General features: G+C 69.8%; 14 protein-coding genes. 4 read left to right on the top strand and 10 right to left on the bottom strand.

Going from position 1 to position 17,154, the window contains the following annotated elements; translation table 11 throughout:
- Positions 1-151 precede the first annotated feature (151 nt).
- From BKK81_RS01095 to BKK81_RS01085, 3 genes are all read left to right on the top strand, one after another.
- Entirely contained in the window at positions 152-307 is a 156-nt protein-coding gene (locus BKK81_RS01095; RefSeq protein ID WP_156811070.1) for a hypothetical protein, read from the top strand.
- A gap of 214 nt (positions 308-521) precedes the next feature.
- Complete coding sequence (gene rnk, locus BKK81_RS01090) at positions 522-941, top strand: nucleoside diphosphate kinase regulator (RefSeq protein ID WP_071010328.1); 420 nt, start codon at positions 522-524, stop codon at positions 939-941.
- 332 nt (positions 942-1,273) lie between these two features.
- Positions 1,274-1,627, top strand: coding sequence for a hypothetical protein (locus BKK81_RS01085; protein WP_071010327.1), 354 nt, complete (start codon positions 1,274-1,276; stop codon positions 1,625-1,627).
- Between the two features lie 194 nt (positions 1,628-1,821).
- Here BKK81_RS01085 and BKK81_RS01080 read toward each other — a convergent pair whose 3' ends face one another.
- From BKK81_RS01080 to gcl, 8 genes are all read right to left on the bottom strand, one after another.
- Positions 1,822-4,914 carry an efflux RND transporter permease subunit gene (locus tag BKK81_RS01080; RefSeq protein WP_071010325.1) on the bottom strand — a complete coding sequence of 1,031 codons (3,093 nt, stop codon included), beginning with the start codon at positions 4,912-4,914 and terminating at the stop codon, positions 1,822-1,824.
- Between the two features lie 187 nt (positions 4,915-5,101).
- Positions 5,102-5,785, bottom strand: coding sequence for a TetR/AcrR family transcriptional regulator (locus BKK81_RS01075; RefSeq protein ID WP_071010323.1), 684 nt, complete (start codon positions 5,783-5,785; stop codon positions 5,102-5,104).
- Between the two features lie 115 nt (positions 5,786-5,900).
- Complete coding sequence (ypfJ, locus tag BKK81_RS01070; protein WP_071010320.1) at positions 5,901-6,773, bottom strand: KPN_02809 family neutral zinc metallopeptidase; 873 nt, start codon at positions 6,771-6,773, stop codon at positions 5,901-5,903.
- A gap of 199 nt (positions 6,774-6,972) precedes the next feature.
- On the bottom strand, positions 6,973-8,466 hold the full coding sequence (gene pyk / locus BKK81_RS01065; RefSeq protein WP_071010318.1) for a pyruvate kinase: 1,494 nt from the start codon (positions 8,464-8,466) through the stop codon (positions 6,973-6,975).
- A gap of 192 nt (positions 8,467-8,658) precedes the next feature.
- Complete coding sequence (locus tag BKK81_RS01060) at positions 8,659-9,972, bottom strand: glycerate kinase type-2 family protein (protein WP_071010317.1); 1,314 nt, start codon at positions 9,970-9,972, stop codon at positions 8,659-8,661.
- Between the two features lie 106 nt (positions 9,973-10,078).
- Positions 10,079-11,002, bottom strand: a complete 924-nt coding sequence (gene glxR / locus BKK81_RS01055; RefSeq protein WP_071010315.1) for a 2-hydroxy-3-oxopropionate reductase — start codon at positions 11,000-11,002, stop codon at positions 10,079-10,081.
- Between the two features lie 185 nt (positions 11,003-11,187).
- Complete coding sequence (gene hyi / locus BKK81_RS01050; protein ID WP_071010313.1) at positions 11,188-11,970, bottom strand: hydroxypyruvate isomerase; 783 nt, start codon at positions 11,968-11,970, stop codon at positions 11,188-11,190.
- Positions 11,971-12,057: 87 nt separating this feature from the next.
- On the bottom strand, positions 12,058-13,839 hold the full coding sequence (gcl, locus tag BKK81_RS01045; RefSeq protein ID WP_071010312.1) for a glyoxylate carboligase: 1,782 nt from the start codon (positions 13,837-13,839) through the stop codon (positions 12,058-12,060).
- Positions 13,840-14,085: 246 nt separating this feature from the next.
- Between gcl and BKK81_RS35065 the strand changes: the two genes are divergently transcribed.
- Positions 14,086-14,286 carry a hypothetical protein gene (locus tag BKK81_RS35065; protein WP_156811067.1) on the top strand — a complete coding sequence of 67 codons (201 nt, stop codon included), beginning with the start codon at positions 14,086-14,088 and terminating at the stop codon, positions 14,284-14,286.
- A gap of 72 nt (positions 14,287-14,358) precedes the next feature.
- On the opposite strand, the gene BKK81_RS01040 is transcribed toward BKK81_RS35065, so the two are convergent.
- Positions 14,359-15,567: a M20 aminoacylase family protein gene (locus BKK81_RS01040; protein ID WP_071010310.1), complete on the bottom strand. Its 1,209-nt coding sequence runs from the start codon at positions 15,565-15,567 to the stop codon at positions 14,359-14,361.
- A 103-nt stretch (positions 15,568-15,670) separates the two neighbouring features.
- A complete protein-coding gene (locus BKK81_RS01035) occupies positions 15,671-16,981 on the bottom strand; it encodes an MFS transporter (protein WP_071010308.1) in 1,311 nt (436 codons plus the stop codon).
- Positions 16,982-17,154 lie beyond the last annotated feature (173 nt).

Genomic DNA, 17,154 nt, shown 5'->3' with positions numbered 1-17,154 from the left:
TGAGCAGGCTTTGCCACGGCCGGGCGCGCGCTTAAGCGCCGCCAGCAGACGCCCGCATGCCGGCCAAGGCATCGCGAGGCACCGTATGTGAGCCCTCGCTCGCGCCAGCATGGCGCTGCGATGGCCTGATCACCCCGAGTTTCCCCTTGTCATGATGCCCGACCGCCTGCCGACGATCGCTGCCATGCCTGCCCGCTTTGCGCGGCAAGCGGGCGCGCGTGCGCGCGTGGAGGGCATGCGGGCCACCCCCGCTTCGGCCAGCTACCGGATCAGCCAGCCGCTTGATCCGGCCCGGTTCCCGGCCTGACCGTCTTCGCAGCTTGCGGGTACGGGCCCGGACCGGGCCCGGGCCGCAGGCCGCCGATGCCGTCCCGGTCGGCGCATTGCCGCTTCTCCGTCTTTCCGCATTGCCGCTGTTTCCGCCAGCGATCCGATCGATCCGATGCGCGCCGCCCCGACTCACGCCCGGGCAGCGAAGCCCGCCGAACGGCATCGGCCGCATCAAGCATAAGGAGGCTCAAATGACCCTGTCTTCCGCGAACAAGACCACGCTGTACCTGACCGAACTCGATGTGACCCGCCTCGAGCGCATCGCCGAGCGCGCCGGGAGCGCGCAACTGTCCGACATGCTCGACGCGCTGCTGGAGCGCGCCGCCATCGTGGCGCCCGAAGCCATCCCGCACGACGTGGTGACGATGAACTCGCAGCTGCGCTGCGCGCTGGAAGGTGACGCCGAGCCGCGCCACTGGACCCTGGTCTATCCCGACACCGCCGATTTCGACGCCGGCCGCCTGTCCGTGCTGTCGCCGGTCGGCCAGGCCCTGCTGGGCGCGCGTGCCGGCGAGACGGTCGCCTATCGCCTGCCGGACGGCCGCGAGCAGCGGCTGACGGTGATCGAGATCGCCTTCCAGCCGGAGGCCAACGGCCAGTTCAACCTCTGACCCGCCTCCCGGAGCGGCGGCGCCGCCGCTCCGGATCCGGCGGAGCAATGTCTTTCGAAGGGCACTTTGCCCGCCAACTCGTCTCGTGTTAGCGCCGTATCGGGCACTTGCGTGCCGGTGCCGCTAGCGTCCCTCTGCACCACCGCGCCTCCGTTCGTCCCCATCCCCTGCGTTTCACGGCTCGCAACGCACCATTCGTCGCAGCGGCATTTCTCCTTGCCTGTCGAGGCCCTAATCTTCAGTCCGCGCTCGCATCGCAACATGCCATATCGTCGGTGCATGCTGGCCGGAAAACATAAAAAAGACGATATCTCAGTTGAAGGAGTCCCAACATGATCGCCAAGCGTTTGATTGGCGGCGTGCTGATGGTTGCCGCCGTGGCCGTGTCGGCCACGGCGATCGCCGCACCCGCCCGCAGCAAGGTTGGTAAGTTCGATGTCTACGCCGACGCGCTGCGTGTCGGCAGCAAGTTCGACACCTATACGGACGGCGCCAAGGCCGGCAAGTTCGACAGCTTCACGGATGGCGCCAAGTCGGGCAAGTACGACCCGTATAGCGACGGCACCCGCAGCGGCAAGTTCGATCCGTATTCGGAAGGCGCGCGCGCCTTCACCGGCCAGATCGCTGCCTCGTCGCTGGATAACTCCCGCTCCGGCGACGGCTCGCTGTACGGCTATCGCGTCTGACACGTTCGACGCCGTTCCGTCCGCCTGGCGCGGACGGTCCCGCCCGGCGGCCACCTTCACGGTGGCCGCCACGTTTTACCACCCGCCTGCCCGCTCGACCTCCTCCTCTTTCTCTCTTCGCCGGGCAGGCGATTTTTCTTCCGCCGCACAGGCCTGGGCGGCCCGCCCCAGCGGGTCGCCCAGGCCGGTCGGACTCAGTGCCGGCGCTGCAACTTGCCGATGAGCGCATACAGCAGCGGCACCGCCAGCGTGCCGATCACGGTGGCGCCCAGCATGCCGCCCAGCACGCCGGTGCCGACCGCGCGCTGCGCTGCCGCGCCCGGACCGCTGCTCAGCACCAGCGGCACCACGCCCAGGATGAAGGCCAGCGAGGTCATCACCACCGGCCGCAAGCGCTGGCGCGCCGCCTGCTGCGCGGCATCGCCCAGCGCCATGCCGCCCGCGCGCAGCTGCTGCGCATATTCCACCACCAGGATGGCATTCTTCGCCGCCAGGCCCATCACCACCACCAGCCCCACCTTGAAGTAGACGTCGTTGGGCAAGCCGCCCAGCCAGATCGCCGCGGCCGCGCCGACCATGCCGGCCGGCACCACCGCCAGCACCGCCAGCGGCAGGGTCCAGCTCTCGTACAGCGCCACCAGGCACAGGAAGATGAAGAGGGCGGAGCACGCGAACAGCCAGGGTGCCTGGTCGCCGCTCTGCAACTGCTCGAAGGCGCGGCCGGTCCAGCGCACGCCGAAGGGCGCACCGAGGTCGCGCACCAGCGCGCTCAGCCGGGCCATCGCGGTGCCGCTGCTGTAGCCGCTCCCGCTGTCGGCGCTGATGCGCACCGAGGGCAGGCCGTTGAAGCGCTCCAGCGTGGTCTCACCGTTGCCCCACTCCATGCTGGCGAACGAGGCCAGCGAGACCATGCGGCCCTGGGCATTGCGCACATGCACGCGCGCCAGTTGCTCGGGCTGCATCCGGTGCGGAGCATCGGCCTGCAGGATGACGCGGCGGATGCGCCCGTCGCGCGTCACCTCGTCGACATAGCGCGAGCCGAGCGTCGACGCCAGCGCATGGTGGATGGTCTCGGCCGCGACGCCGAAGCTCTCCGCCTTGCGGTAGTCGATGCGCAGGTCCAGCGCCGAGCTCGGCTGGGCGGCGGTGGCGCGCACCTCGCGCAGCGCGGGATCGGCCGCGGCGGCTTGCAGCAACTTGTCGCGCGCCGCGAACAGGGCGTCGCGGCTGGCGCCGTGGGCCGAGGTCAGCCGCATGTCGAGCCCGCTGGTGCTGCCCAGCTCGGGCAAGGCGGAACTGTTGTAGGCGAACAGCTGGGCATCGCCGCGTCCGGGCCAGTGATCGAGACCGTCCGACAGGCGCTCCAGCACGGCCGCCGCGCGCTGCCGGCTGCCGCGCTGCGCCCAGTCGGTCAGGCTGAGCACCAGGTTGGCGCGCTGTTCACCGTTGCCGCCGTTGCCCCAGCCGATCACGGCGAAGGTGGACTTGAGCGGGTAGCCCTCGGCGCGCAACCAGTGTTCCAGCCGCGCGACCAGATCGCGCGTCTGCTGCTGCGTGCTGCCGGCCGGCAGTTCGATATCGACCACCAGCTCACCGGTGTCCTCCTCGGGCAGGAAGCCGCTGGGCGTCTGCGACAAGCCGTAGCCGCACGCCAGCACCAGCGCCAGGTAGGCGCCGAGCCAGCGCAGGCGGCGGCGCTGCGCGCCCGCCACCCAGCGTCCGTAGCGGCCGGTCAATGCGGTGAAACGGCGCTCGAACCAGGCCAGCGGCCCGTGCGCCGGCGGCGCGCCATGGCGCAGCAGGCCCGCGCACATGGCCGGCGTCAGCGACAGTGCGAAGAACAGCGAGAAGGCGATGGAGATGGCCAGCGTGACAGCGAAGTGGCGATAGATGACGCCGACCGCGCTGCCGAAGAAAGCCATCGGCACGAAGACCGCGCACAACACCAGCGTGACCGCCAGCAGGGCGCCCGAGACCTCGCGCATCGAGCGCGCGGCGGCTTCGCGCGCGCTCACGCCGTGCTCGGCCATGATGCGTTCGACGTTCTCCACCACCACGATGGCATCGTCGACCAGGATGCCGATCGCCAGCACCACGCCGAACAGCGTGATGGCGTTCAGGGACATGCCCAGCACGTACAGGCAGGCCACCGTGCCGAGCAGCGACACCGGCACCACCACCACCGGGATCAGCGTCGCGCGCAGCTTGCCGAGGAACAGGTAGAGGATCAGGAAGACCAGCACCACCGCTTCCACCAGCGTCAGCAGCACGCGCGAGATCGAGCGTTGCACGAAGGCGGCATTGTCGTAGGAGATCTCGTAGTGCACGCCGTCGGGAAAACCGGCCGAGGCGGCATCCAGCGCCGCGCGCACCGCGCGCGAGGTGGCCAGCACATTGGCGCCGTCGGCCAGCTTGAGGCCGATCGCGGCGGCCGGGCGTCCGTCCAGCGTGGAGCCGAAGCGGTAGTCGGCCGCGGCCATCTCGACGCGGGCGACGTCGCGCAGCAGCACGGCGCTGCCGTCGGCACTGCTGCCGCGCACGACGATGCGGCCGAAGGCCTCGGGGTCGGCCAGCGCCGGCGGCGGCCGCACGGTGGCCTGGAAGGGCTGGCCCGGCACGGCCGGCGCCCCGCCGAGCTGGCCGGGCGTGACGTTGCCGTTGCGCGCCTTGATGGCCGCCTCGACCTCCTCGGTGTTCAGGCCGAGCGCGTTCAGCTTGTCCGGGTCGAACCAGATGCGCATGGCGTATTCGGAGCCGTAGGCCTCGGCCTTGCCGATGCCGGGCAGGCGCCGCAGCATCGGCAGGATGGCGCCGGCGGCGAAGTCACCCAGCGCGGTCTCGTCGAGGCGGTTGCCGTCGCTGACCAGCGACACGTAGAGGAAAGGGCTGCTGCTGGCCTGGTCCACGTAGACGCCGCCGCGGCGCACCGTCTCGGGCAGCAGCGGCTCGGCCTGGGCCACGCGGTTGCGCACATTGACCTGGGCCAGTTGCGGATCGGTGCCCTGGCGGAAGGCCAGCGTCACGGTGGCGGCGCCGGGTTCGCTGCTGGAGTCCAGGTGCAGCAGCCCCGGGATGCCGTGCATCTGCTGTTCGAGGATGGCCGTGACGCGATCTTCCACCGTGCGCGCGGAGGCGCCGGGATAGTCGGCGTAGATGATCACGGTGGGCGGCGCCACCGCCGGATACTGGGCGATGGGGATGCGGGTCAGGGCCAGCAGGCCGGCGACCACGGTCAGGATGGCCAGCACCCAGGCGAAGGCGGGGCGGCGAAGGAAGAATTGCGCCATGAGCGACGATGGAACAACGATCAGAAGACGACAACGTGACAACGGGACCGACGCAGGACCGACAAGGGACGGCCGGTGTCGGCGCCCGTCGGCGGCGAGCGGCGGCCGGCCGCGTCACCGCGCAGGTGTGCGGCAGGCCAGGAACGGAGCGGCAGGAGGGGGCGGCTGGCTGTCGGGTCCGCCGACCCTAGGTAGGCGGAGAGGGGGCGAAGCCGCGCAGCAGCGCGTCCAGCAAGACGTGCTGCCGGTGCGCCAGCGGTTGCCAGTGTTCGCGCGGCAGGTGCTCGAAGGTGATCTCCAGCGCCGCCAGCCCGTGCGCCGCTGTCCACAGCGCATCGGCCACGTCTTCGGGCAGGTGGTGGGTGGCGATGCCGCCGGCGGCCTGCAGGTCCTGCACGCAGGCTTCCAGCACGGCGCCGACCGGGTCCTGCGGGAAACGCTGGCGCCAGCGCTGGTCGATGGCCCGCTCGGCCTCGGCCGGCAAGCCCATCATCAGCATCAGGTGGTAGCCATGGCGGTTGGCCATGGCCCAGTCCAGGTAGGCCTGGAACACCGCCGGCAGCGTGCGGCCCGGCTGGCAGCCCTCGCGCGCGGTGGCCAGGGCCTGTGCCAGGCGTACCCAGTCCTGCGCGCACAGCTCGAACAGCAGCGCGGACTTGTCCTCGAAGTGGCGATAGATGGCGGCGGCGCTATAGCCGCAGCGCTCGCCCACGCGGCGCAGCGTGACGCCTGCGTAGCCGGCCTCGGCGAAGAGGGCGCGGGCGGCGTCGAAGAAGGCCTGCCGCACCGCCTCGCGGCGCGCGGCGGCACCCGGCGAGCGGGCGGGCGACGGGCCGGAATGTGCTGAAGACGGCTGGGGCAGGGCGGACATGTGGTGCATTATAAACACCACTGATTTCGTGAACAATGTTCACAAAGTTGCGTTTACGACACACACGCCCGGATGTTTCTGAGATCTGGATCGGCGATTGCCTGAGGCAGACCGGTCAGAGCTGCTTGGCGGCGAAGGTGTCGCAACGGCGCATATCGCCCGTGGTCAGGCCCTGGCGCAACCAGCGCACGCGCTGCTCGCTGGTGCCGTGGGTGAACGCCTCCGGCACCACATAGCCCTGCGCCTGCTTCTGCAGCCGGTCGTCGCCGATGGCGGCGGCGGCACGCAGGCCGTCCTCGAAATCGCCGGGTTCGATCAGCTTCTGGTTGATCTTCTGCGCATTCGCCGCCCACACCCCGGCCAGGCAGTCGGCCTGCAACTCCATGCGCACGGACAGCTGGTTGGCCTGCGCCTCGCCCATGCGCCGGCGCGCGGCGTCGACCTTGTCCGACACGCCCAGCAGGTTCTGCACATGGTGCCCGACCTCGTGCGCGATCACATAGGCCTGGGCGAAGTCGCCGCTGGCGCCGAAGCGCTGGCGCAGTTCGTTGTAGAACGACAGGTCGATATAGACCTTGCGGTCGCCCGGACAGTAGAACGGCCCCATCGCCGACTGGCCGGTGCCGCAGGCGGTGGGCGTGACGTTGGAGAACAGTACCAGGGTGGGCGGCTCGTAGCGGCGGCCGAGGTCGGTCTCGAACACGCGTTCCCAGGTGCGCTCGGTACTGCCCAGCACCTTGCGCGTGAATACCGTGAGCGGGTCGTTGGCAGGTGCGTGCGCAGGCGCCTGCTGATGCGGTACGTTCCCGGAACCTTGCATCACCTGCGCGCCCTGCATGATCAGGCGCGGGTCGATGCCGAAGAAATACGACGCCGCCAGCGCGACGATGATGGTGCCGATGCCGATGGTGCCCGGTCCGCCGAACCCGCCGCCACCTCCGCGGCGATCTTCCACGTTCTGGCTTTCGGCCTCGTCGTCAAGACGCATGATGACTCCGTGATGCTGATGGGGAACGCGGCGGCTCTGCGGCCGCCGCGTGCCGATCAGTATAGCAACGGCATGGCACGTCCCGATTTGAAAAAAGTGTGACCGGCAGTATCCGGCCGCCATGCGGCAAGGCCGGAAAAAAAGCGCCGGCCGGGCCTGGCGCGGCCGTCTCCGCGCCAGGCCCGGTCGGCGCACGGGGTCAAAGCGTAGCGAGGTCCTCGCGGTGCGCGCCGCTCGTCTCGGCGGCGTCGCCGTCCGCCACGCCTACCGCCGGCTGGCCGGGAATCTCGGCCACGCGCAGCAGGTTGGTGGTGCCGCCCTGGCCGAAAGGCGTGCCGGCGGCGATGGTGATCTGGTCGCCGGCGCAGGCGAAGTCCTCCGCCACCGCGGCGCGGATGGCCGCATCCACCATCTCGTCGACGCTCTGCACGTCGGGGCTGACCGTGGAGTGCACGCCCCAGGCCAGCGCCAGGCGCCGCGCGATCTCCCGGTGCGGCGTGATGCTCAGGATGGGCGCGCACGGCCGTTCGCGCGCGGCACGCAGCGCGGTGGCGCCGGACGAGGTGTAGGTCACCGTGGCGGCCGCGCCGATGATGTGCGACACCTCGCGCAGCGCCGCGCAGATGGCGTCCTGGCGCGTGGCCAGCGGTGCCTCGTGCTGCGCATCGAGCAGCTTGCGATAGAGCGGATCGCGTTCCACTTCGCCGATGATGCGGTCCATCATCGCCACCGCCGGCACCGGGTGGCGGCCATTGGCCGACTCGGCCGACAGCATTACCGCGTCGGCGCCATCGTAGATGGCGCTGGCCACGTCCGAGGCCTCGGCGCGCGTGGGCACCGGCGACTCGATCATCGACTCCAGCATCTGCGTGGCGATCACGATGGGTTTGCCATGCTGCCGGCACAAGCGCAGGATGCGCTTCTGCACGCCCGGCACGCGCTCGGGCGGCAGTTCCACGCCGAGGTCGCCGCGCGCCACCATGATGGCGTCGGACACGCGCACGATCTCCTCGAGCTGCTGCAGCGCGGCCGGCTTCTCGATCTTGGCCAGCACGCCGGCGCGCGTGCCCACCAGCTCACGCGCCTCGACGATGTCGGCCGGACGCTGCACGAAGGACAGCGCGATCCAGTCGACCCCCAGCGACAGGGCGAACTCCAGGTCCTTGCGGTCCTTGGCCGTGAGCGCGGGGATGGGGATCACCGCATCGGGCACGTTGACGCCCTTGCGGTCCGACAGGGTGCCGCTGTTGACCACCCGCGTGGCGAGGCTGCCGGGCGCGACCGACTCGATGCGCAACTGCACCTTGCCATCGTCGATCAGCAGCGCCTGGCCCGGGTTGGCCGTGCGGAACAGTTCCGGATGCGGCAGGTGCACGCGCGCGGCATCGCCTGGGGTGGGATCGCTGTCGAGCACGAAGGCATCGCCCGCCTGCAAGGCGACCTTGCCCGCGGCGAAGGTGCCGATGCGCAGCTTCGGCCCCTGCAGGTCGGCCAGCACCGCGATGGGCCGGCCGCGCTCGCGCTCTACCGCGCGCACCGCGTCGTAGCGGCGCCGGTGGTCCTCGTGGCTGCCGTGGCTGAAGTTGAGCCGGAACACATCGGCGCCGGCATCGAACAACTGCCGGATCACCGCGATCTCCGTGCTGGCCGGACCGAGGGTGGCCACGATCTTGGCTTTGCGCTGGCGTCTCATCTTGCTGTCTCCTCCCATCCCCGGAGCGCCCGCGCGCCCCGTCTCGAACAAATCGATCAATGCGAACCATCAGCGCCCGGCGCGCGGCCGGGCCCCCTGGCCCTCGTGTGCTGCGGACCTACTGCGGACCTACTGCGCATCTTCTGCGCATCTTCTGCGGAGCGCGGCGCACCAGCGCCGGCGGCCAGGCGCTCAGACGATCAGGATCGCGCGGAAGTCGTTGACGTTGGTGCGCGTCGGACCGGTCACGATCAGGTCGCCGAGCGCGGCGAAGAAGCCGTAGCCGTCGTTGTCGGCCAGGCGCGCCCGCGCCGACTGCCCGAGCGCTGCCGCGCGCGCCAGCGTGTCCGGGCCCAGCAGCGCGCCGGCGTTGTCCTCCGAGCCGTCGATGCCGTCGGTGTCGCAGGCGATGGCATGCACGCCGGGCAAGCCGTCGAGCGCCACCGCGAGCGCCAGCAGGAACTCGGCGTTGCGTCCGCCGCGCCCGTTGCCGCGCACCGTGACCGTGGTCTCGCCGCCGGACAGCAGCACGCAGGGCTTGTCGAACGGCTGGCCGCGCTGCGCGATCTGGCGTGCGAGACCGGCATGCACCAGCGCCACGTCACGCGCTTCGCCTTCGATGCAGTCCGACAGGATGTGGGCCGCCAGGCCCAGTTCGCGCGCGCGCGCCGCGGCCGCTTCCAGCGCCTGCTGCGCGCTGGCCAGCGTGTCGCTGCGGTGGCCCTCGAAACGCGCATCGCCGGGCTTGGGCGTCTCGCCCGCGCCGCTCTCCAGGTGGGCGCGCACCGCTGCCGGCACCTCGATCCCGTACTTGGCGATCACCGCCAGCGCGTCGGCGCAGGTGGTCACGTCCGGCAGCGTGGGGCCGCTGGCGATCAGCGTGGGGTCGTCGCCCGGGATGTCGGAGATCAGCAGCGTGTGCACCCGCGCCGGCGCGCACTGCAGCGCCAGTCGTCCGCCCTTGAGCGCCGACAGGTGCTTGCGCACGCAGTTCATCTCGGCAATGCTGGCGCCGCTGCGCAGCAGCGCCTTGTTGACCGCCTGCTTGTCCGCCAGCGTCAGCCCGGGCGCGGGCGCGGCCAGCAGCGCGGAGCCGCCGCCGGAGATCAGGCACAGCACGAGGTCGTCGGCCGTCAGTTCCTGCACCAGTTCCACCATGCGCTGCGCGGCGCGCTGGCCGGCGGCATCCGGCACCGGGTGGGCGGCTTCCACCACCTCGATGCGGCGGCACGGCGCGCCGTGCCCGTAGCGCGTGACCACCAGGCCGGAGAGCGGACCGGACCAGTGCGCCTCGACGGCCTGCGCCATCGCGGCGGCCGCCTTGCCGGCACCGATCACCACCGTGCGCCCCTTGGGCGGGGCCGGCAGGTGCTGCGGCAGGCAGTGGCCGGCGCTGACGGCTGCCACCGCCGTGTCGAACAGATCGCGCAGCAGCGCGCGCGGATCGGAGAGGCCGGGGGCGCGCTGGGGCGCCAGCAGCGCGGCCTGTGAAGCGGGAACGAACATGACGGAATCCCTGAGCGGTGATGCGGCCGCGCCGGCGCCTCGGCCCGAGGCGCCGGCATGGCCGGCCTGACGGAGAGGCCTTGCCGGGCGGCTTGACCTGGAGGCCTTACTTGGCGGCCTTGGCGATCTCGTGGTTCGACATCAGCTCGATGGCGCGGCACAGTGCCGAGTGATCGAGCTTGCCGAAGCCGTTGGCCGCGCAGGCGTTGAACAGTTCCTGCGCGGTCGCCGTATTGGGCAGCGACACGCCCAGCGCCTTGGCGCCCTGCAGCGCCAGGTTCAGGTCCTTCTGGTGCAGCTCGATGCGGAAGCCCGGATCGAAGGTGCGCTTGACCATGCGCTCGCCATGCACCTCCAGGATGCGCGACGAGGCGAAGCCACCCATCAGCGCGGCACGCACCCGGGCCGGATCGGCGCCGGCCTTGGAAGCGAACAGCAGCGCCTCCGACACGGCCTGGATGTTCAGCGCCACGATGATCTGGTTGGCCACCTTGGTGGTCTGGCCGTCGCCGTTGCCGCCCACCAGCGTGATGTTCTTGCCCATCAGCTCGAACAGCGGCTTGACCTCGTCGAAGGCCTCGGCCGGGCCGCCCACCATGATGGTCAGCGAAGCCGCCTTGGCCCCCACCTCGCCGCCCGACACCGGCGCGTCCAGGTAGGCCGCGCCCAGCTTGTTGACGCGCGCGGCGAAGTCCTTGGTGGCGATCGGCGAGATCGAGCTCATGTCGACCACGATCTTGCCGTGCGCAGCCTCCTTGCCGGCCGCCTTCAGCGCCGCGCCCACGCCCTTCTCGGCGAACAGCACGGCTTCCACGTGCGGCGTGTCCGGCACCATGATGATGATGATGTCGGCACGCTTGGCCACCTCCTCGGCGCTGGTGCAGACCGTCACGCCGGCATCGACCAGGGCCTGCGGCGCCGGGTTCACGTCATGCACGAACAGCGTATGGCCGGCCGCGCGCAGATGGCCCGCCATGGGCGCGCCCATGATGCCCAGACCGATGAAGCCGACGTTGCGTTGGTTTGCCATGGGAAGTCTCCTAAGGAACGATGAGTGAAATCGAAATTCAGTTGAAAGCAAAAAACGTTGCGCCAATCCGGCGCGCCAAGCACGACGTCCTGGCTCCCTCTCCCCTCATGGCGAAAGAAGAGGGGAGCAAACCGCCAGCCTTGTCCAAGGCTCACGCTTCAAGCCGCACGGCCATCGGCGGAAACTCACAGCACCCCATGCTCCCCACGCCAGCCCAGCCCAGCCTCGGTCGTGGTCTTCGGCTTGTACTCGCAGCCCACCCAGCCGGTGTAGCCGATGGCGTCCAGCCACTGGAACAGGAAGCGGTAGTTCAGCTCGCCGGTGCCGGGTTCGTTGCGGCCCGGGTTGTCGGCGAGCTGCACGTGCTTGATCTTCGGCAGGTGGGTCTTCAGCGTGGCGGCGATCTCGCCCTCCATGCGCTGCATGTGGTAGATGTCGTACTGCACGTAGAGGTTGGGCGCGGCCACCTGCTCGATCAGCTCCAGCGCCTGCTGCGTGCGCGAGAGGAAGAAGCCGGGGATGTCGAAGGTATTGATCGGCTCCACCAGCAGGTCGATCTGCTCCGCGGCGAGCGCGCTGGCGGCGAAGCGCAGGTTCTCCACCAGCGTTTCCTGCGCCTGTTCGCGCTTGACGTTCTGCGGCTGGATGCCGACCAGGCAATTGAGCTGGCGCACGCCGAGCACCTTGGCGTACTTGATCGCTTCGCCCACGCCGTCCTGGAACTCGCCGACGCGGTCGGGGTGGCAGGCGATGCCGCGCTCGCCGGCTTCCCACTTGCCCGCGGGCAGGTTGTGCAGCACCAGGTCGAGCTGGAAGCGGTTGAGCCGGTCCGCGATCTGGTCGGCGTGGAAGGCATAGGGAAAGAGGAACTCGACGCCGCGGAAGCCGGCGCGCGCGGCGGCCTCGAAGCGGTCAAGGAAGCCGACCTCGTTGAACAGCATGGTCAGGTTGGCGGCAAGTTTCGTCATCGATATCTCCGGGTAAGTTCCGCCGGGTCGCTCCCGCCGTGGCGGGAGCGCCTGCGTGTTGTGGGCAGCGCCCGCGGGCAGGACCGCTCAGGCGGTCTCCGCCTCCTCGTTGAGGATGTCGTCGTCTTCGGCGCGGTCTTCGACCGGCTCGAACTCGTTGATGTTGTCGATCTCGGTGCCCATGGCGATGTTCGTCACGCGCTCCAGGATCACCTCCACCACCACCGGCACCGAGAACTCGGCCATCAGCTTGCGGGCCTGCGCGAAGGCGGGCTCGATGTCCTCGGGCTTGAACACGCGCAGCGCCTTGCAGCCCAGGCCCTCGACCACCTTGACGTGGTCCACGCCGTAGCCGTTCAGCTCCGGTGCGTTGATGTTGTCGAAGGCGAGCTGCACGCAGTAGTCCATGTCGAAGTTGCGCTGCGCCTGGCGGATCAGCCCGAGGTAGGAGTTGTTCACCACCACGTGGATGTAGGGCACGTTGAACTGCGCGGCCACGGCCAGTTCCTCGATCATGAACTGGAAGTCGTAGTCGCCCGAGATGGCCACCACGTCGGAGTCGGGCGAGGCCACCTTGACGCCGATCGCAGCCGGGATGGTCCAGCCCAGCGGGCCGGCCTGGCCGCAGTTGATCCAGTGGCGCGGCTGGTTGACCGAGAGGAACTGCGCCGCGGCGATCTGCGACAGGCCGATGGTCGACACGTAGCGCACGTCGCGCGGGAAGTAGCGGTTCATCTCGCGGTACACGCGCTGCGGCTTGATCGGCACGTTGTCGAAGTCGCTCTTGCGATGCAGGGTGCGGCGGCGCTGCTGCACCTCGGCCACCCAGGCCTTGCGGCAGGCCAGGCGTCCCGCCATCTTGATCTCGCGCGCCACTTCGACGAACTGCGCGAGCGCGGCCTTGGCGTCGGAGACGATGCCCAGGTCCGGGCCGAACACGCGGCCGATCTGCGTGGGCTCGATGTCCACGTGCACGAACTTGCGGCCCTTGGTGTAGACGTCGACGCTGCCGGTGTGGCGATTGGCCCAGCGGTTGCCGATGCCCAGCACGAAGTCCGAGGCCAGCAGGTTGGCATTGCCGTAGCGGTGCGAGGTCTGCAGGCCGACCATGCCGGCCTGCAGCGGATGGTCGTCGGCCAGCACGCCCCAGCCCATCAGCGTGGGCACCACCGGCACGTTGACCAGCTCGGCGAACTCGACCAGCAGCTCGGCCGCGTCGGCATTGATCACGCCGCCGCCGCAGACGATCAGCGGCCGCGCCGAAGCGTTCAGCATGGCGATGGCCTTCTCGATCTGCGCGCGCGAGGCGGCCGGCTTGTAGGGCTCGAGCGGCTGGTAGGTATCGGGATCGAATTCGATCTCGGCCACCTGCACGTCGAAGGGCAGGTCGATCAGCACCGGGCCCGGACGACCCGAGCGCATCAGGTGAAAGGCCTGCTGGAACACCTGGGGCACCAGCGCCGGCTCGCGCACCGTCACCGCCCACTTGGTCACCGGCTTGGCGATCGACTCGATGTCGACCGCCTGGAAGTCCTCCTTGTACAGGCGGGCGCGCGGTGCCTGGCCGGTCACGCACAGGATGGGAATGGAGTCGGCCCAGGCCGAGTACAGGCCGGTGATCATGTCGGTGCCGGCCGGGCCCGAGGTGCCGATGCACAGGCCGATATTGCCGGCCGCCGCGCGGGTGTAGCCCTCGGCCATGTGCGAGGCACCTTCCACGTGGCGGGCCAGCACGTGGCTGATGCTGCCGGCCTTGCGCATGGCCGAGTAGAACGGGTTGATGGCGGCGCCGGGCACGCCGAACGCGGTCGTGATGCCCTCTTTTTCCAGCACGGCGATGGCCGCGTCGACTGCTCTCATCTTCGGCATGCTTGTCTCCAAAGGTCCAGGTTGGCGGATTTCGTTTCGGGACCATGCTATTCCCGCAGGTCCGTTGCGATAAAGGGAGGCAAGGTCTATTGATTCGATACCTGAGATAAGCAATCTGACGAGAAATCGGGATGCTGCGCTGCAGCGCACGAGGCTGCCAGGGACGATTTACGGCCTTTTTGTTCCGGCGCGGTCATGCGCGCAGGCAGCAATGGAAGTCCGCCGGCCGACCGTCCCGAGGATGCGATGGCGCTGAACGCCAGGCTGACGTCGACGCTGGAACTGCTCGAAGCGCCGCGGCGACTGGCCTGCGTGCTGGAGGGAGGAAGGGAGGAAGGGAGGGACGGAAATGCGGGCGAAGGTCGAAGCGACCGCACGGGGATAGGCAATCGCAAAGGCAGTGCACCGAAGCCGCTCGAACGAACCAACCGGATGCGCCCGCGCTGATCGACAGAACCAACGGGTGTGCCGCATCTCCCGCAAGCGGGAGAGCGGAGCGATCCGGCGCAGCGCGCGCGCTTAACGCAAGAACGTCTGCGCCAGCCGCACCCAGCACGCCGCGCCCAGCGGCAGCACCTGGTCGTTGAAGTCGTAGCCCGGGTTATGCACCATGCAGCCGCCGAACTCGCCTTCGCCATTGCCGAGGATCAGGTAGCAGCCCGGCACCTCGTTCAGCATCCAGGCGAAATCCTCGCTGCCGTTCAGGCCCTTGGGCGCCTGCGTGACCACCTTGTCCGCGCCGACCAGTTCGGCGCAGACCTGCTGCGCCAGTTGCGTCTCGGCTTCGGCGTTGACCATCGGCGGCGTCAGCTGGCGGTAATCGATGATGGCTTCCACGCCATGTGCCTGCGCGGTCAGCGCGACGATTTCGCGGATGCGCTGCTCGACCATTGCGCGCGTCTCGGGGCGCGCCGCGCGCACGTTCAGGCCGAGCGTGACCGACTCGGGGATGACGTTGTGGGTGGCGCCACCGCGGATGAAGCCGACCGACAGCACCGCGGTGTCGTCCGGCGCCACGTTGCGCGCCACCACGGTCTGCAGCGCGGCGACGACCGCCGCGGCGGCCGCGATGGGGTCGCGCGCGCGGTGCGGCATGGCGCCGTGGCCGCCCACGCCCTTGAGGGTCACGTCCGCCACGTCGGACGAGAGGCTGACCGGGCCCGGCAGCACGCGGAAGGTGCCGGCCGGCACGCCGGGCATATTGTGCAGCGCGAACACCGCGTCGCAGGGAAAGCGCTCGAACAGGCCGTCCTCGATCATCGCGCGCGCGCCGCACAAATTCTCTTCGTCGGGCTGGAAGATCAGGTTCAGCGTGCCGTTGAAATCGCGGCGGTCGGCCAGCGCCTTGGCCGCGGCGAGCAGGATGGCGGTGTGGCCGTCATGGCCGCAGGCGTGCATCTTGCCGGGCGCCTTGCTCGCATAGGGCAGGCCGGTGGCTTCGACGATGGGCAGCGCGTCCATGTCGGCGCGGATGCCGAGCCGGCGCTTGCCGTCGCCGAGCTTGAGCTGGCCGACCACGCCGCTCTTGCCGATGCCGGTGTGGACCTCGTAGCCCCAGCTCTCCAGCAGCGTGGCCACCAGCCGGCTGGTGGCGCCGACCTCGAAGCCGAGTTCCGGCTGGGCATGGATCTGGCGGCGGATGCCGATGAAGGTGTCGGCATCGATCTGGATATCGGGCAGCAGGTGCGGCAGCAACTGGAACGGGGTCAGGGTCGGTTCGCGTGTCATAGCTTGTCCTTGGCCGGCGTCGGCAGGTGGAGCGGGCCGCGCGGCGGGACGCGCGGGCCCGGCAGGGGCAAAAGAGCGATCGCTTGTTCAGTCGCTCCGTCGTTCAATCGGTGCGGCGCTCGCGGATGCTGAGGATGGCCAGCAGCGTGATGAGGCCGCAGGCCATCATGTAGAAGGCGGGCGCGAGCGGGTTGTGGGTGCGGGCCAGCAGCCACGTCACGACGAACTGGCAGGAGCCGCCGAACACCGTCACGCCGATGGCGTAGATCACCGACAGGCCGCTGGCGCGCACCTTGGCCGGCAGCGCTTCCATCAGCACCAGCAGCATCGGCGTGGCGCCGATGTAGAGGCTGGCGGCAAGCATGGCCGACAGGCCCAGCGCCAGCGGCACGCTGGGGTAGCGCGTCATCAGCCAGAACGACGGGTAGAGCGCCACCAGCGTGAACAGCATGGCGCAGACCACCAGCGGCTTGCGGCGCGGCAGGCGGTCGGCGAGCCAGCCCGACAGCAGCGAGGCGGCCAGGCAGACGACACCGGTGACGCAGCCTGCCAGCAGCGACAGCGAGGCCGGCAGGTGCAGTTCGCGGATCATGTAGGTGGGCATGAAGTAGACCACCAGGTAGGTGCCGACGGTGCCGCCGATGATGGTCAGGATCCCCTTGACCACCAGGCCGCCATGCTCGCGGAACAGCGTGCCGAGCGGGCTCGCGGCGCGCGCCTCGGGCACGTGCGTCTCGTCGAGGTGGCGGCGGATGTAGAGGCCCACCGGCGCGATCGCCAGGCCGAGGAAGAAGGGCAGGCGCCAGCCCCAGCTCTCGAGCGCGTCCGGCGGCAGTGCGCCGTACAGGATGGCCGCCGTCAGCGCGCCCAGCAGCGCGGCGATGCCCTGGCTGCCGAGCTGCCAGCTGATGCGGAAACCGCGGCCCTGCACGCCGCCGGCCTCCATCAGCATGGCGGTGGAGGCGCCGATCTCGCCGCCCAGCGAGAAGCCCTGCAGCAGGCGTCCGGCGACGATCATCAGCGGGCCGAACAGGCCGGCCGCGGCATAGGTCGGCGCCAGCGCCAGGCACAGCGTGCCGGCCACCATCAGGCCGATGGTGAGCGTCATGGCGGCCTTGCGCCCGTGGCGGTCGGCGTAGTTGCCGATCACGAAGCCGCCCAGCGGGCGCATCACGAAGCCGATGCCGAAGGTGGCCACGGCCAGCAGCAGGGAACCATAGGCGCTGTCGGAGGGGAAGAACAGCTTGCCGATCAGGATGGCGAAGAAGCTGTAGACGGTGAAGTCGTACATCTCGAGCGCGTTGCCGATCGAGCAGGCGGCGATCAGGCGGAACTGGCTCTGGCGCGGCGCGGCCGCGCCGGCGGCTGCATGGGGGACGGCGGTGCCGGCGGCGCCCAGGGTGGCGTCGTTCATGTCGGATCTCCAAATGGGGGCTGGAGTGGGAACTGGGTCCGTGCAGCAGGCGGCGGCCGGCTTTCGGGGGACACCGGAGCGGGTTCCGAGGAGAACGCCCAGCCGGCTCAGACAATCATCGGATAAAGCCGGCGGCCGTAAAAAATCATATATTTTCATCCTGATAACCAAAT

The organism is Cupriavidus sp. USMAHM13 (assembly GCF_001854285.1).
GTDB lineage: Bacteria > Pseudomonadota > Gammaproteobacteria > Burkholderiales > Burkholderiaceae > Cupriavidus > Cupriavidus malaysiensis.
The sequence above is the reverse complement of the archived record's forward strand: the minus strand, read 5'-3'. Positions and strand labels throughout refer to the sequence as shown.

What these genes read in the sequence shown, in the direction of transcription:
- hyi (WP_071010313.1), bottom strand. Translation starts at nt 11,970, where the DNA reads ATGACGAAACTTGCCGCCAACCTGACCATGCTGTTCAACGAGGTCGGC.
- BKK81_RS01075 (WP_071010323.1), bottom strand. Translation starts at nt 5,785, where the DNA reads ATGTCCGCCCTGCCCCAGCCGTCTTCAGCACATTCCGGCCCGTCGCCC.
- BKK81_RS01085 (WP_071010327.1), top strand. Translation starts at nt 1,274, where the DNA reads ATGATCGCCAAGCGTTTGATTGGCGGCGTGCTGATGGTTGCCGCCGTG.
- gcl (WP_071010312.1), bottom strand. Translation starts at nt 13,839, where the DNA reads ATGCCGAAGATGAGAGCAGTCGACGCGGCCATCGCCGTGCTGGAAAAA.
- BKK81_RS01095 (WP_156811070.1), top strand. Translation starts at nt 152, where the DNA reads ATGATGCCCGACCGCCTGCCGACGATCGCTGCCATGCCTGCCCGCTTT.
- BKK81_RS01060 (WP_071010317.1), bottom strand. Translation starts at nt 9,972, where the DNA reads ATGTTCGTTCCCGCTTCACAGGCCGCGCTGCTGGCGCCCCAGCGCGCC.
- BKK81_RS01040 (WP_071010310.1), bottom strand. Translation starts at nt 15,567, where the DNA reads ATGACACGCGAACCGACCCTGACCCCGTTCCAGTTGCTGCCGCACCTG.
- ypfJ (WP_071010320.1), bottom strand. Translation starts at nt 6,773, where the DNA reads ATGCGTCTTGACGACGAGGCCGAAAGCCAGAACGTGGAAGATCGCCGC.
- BKK81_RS01080 (WP_071010325.1), bottom strand. Translation starts at nt 4,914, where the DNA reads ATGGCGCAATTCTTCCTTCGCCGCCCCGCCTTCGCCTGGGTGCTGGCC.
- BKK81_RS01035 (WP_071010308.1), bottom strand. Translation starts at nt 16,981, where the DNA reads ATGAACGACGCCACCCTGGGCGCCGCCGGCACCGCCGTCCCCCATGCA.
- pyk (WP_071010318.1), bottom strand. Translation starts at nt 8,466, where the DNA reads ATGAGACGCCAGCGCAAAGCCAAGATCGTGGCCACCCTCGGTCCGGCC.
- rnk (WP_071010328.1), top strand. Translation starts at nt 522, where the DNA reads ATGACCCTGTCTTCCGCGAACAAGACCACGCTGTACCTGACCGAACTC.
- BKK81_RS35065 (WP_156811067.1), top strand. Translation starts at nt 14,086, where the DNA reads ATGGCGCTGAACGCCAGGCTGACGTCGACGCTGGAACTGCTCGAAGCG.
- glxR (WP_071010315.1), bottom strand. Translation starts at nt 11,002, where the DNA reads ATGGCAAACCAACGCAACGTCGGCTTCATCGGTCTGGGCATCATGGGC.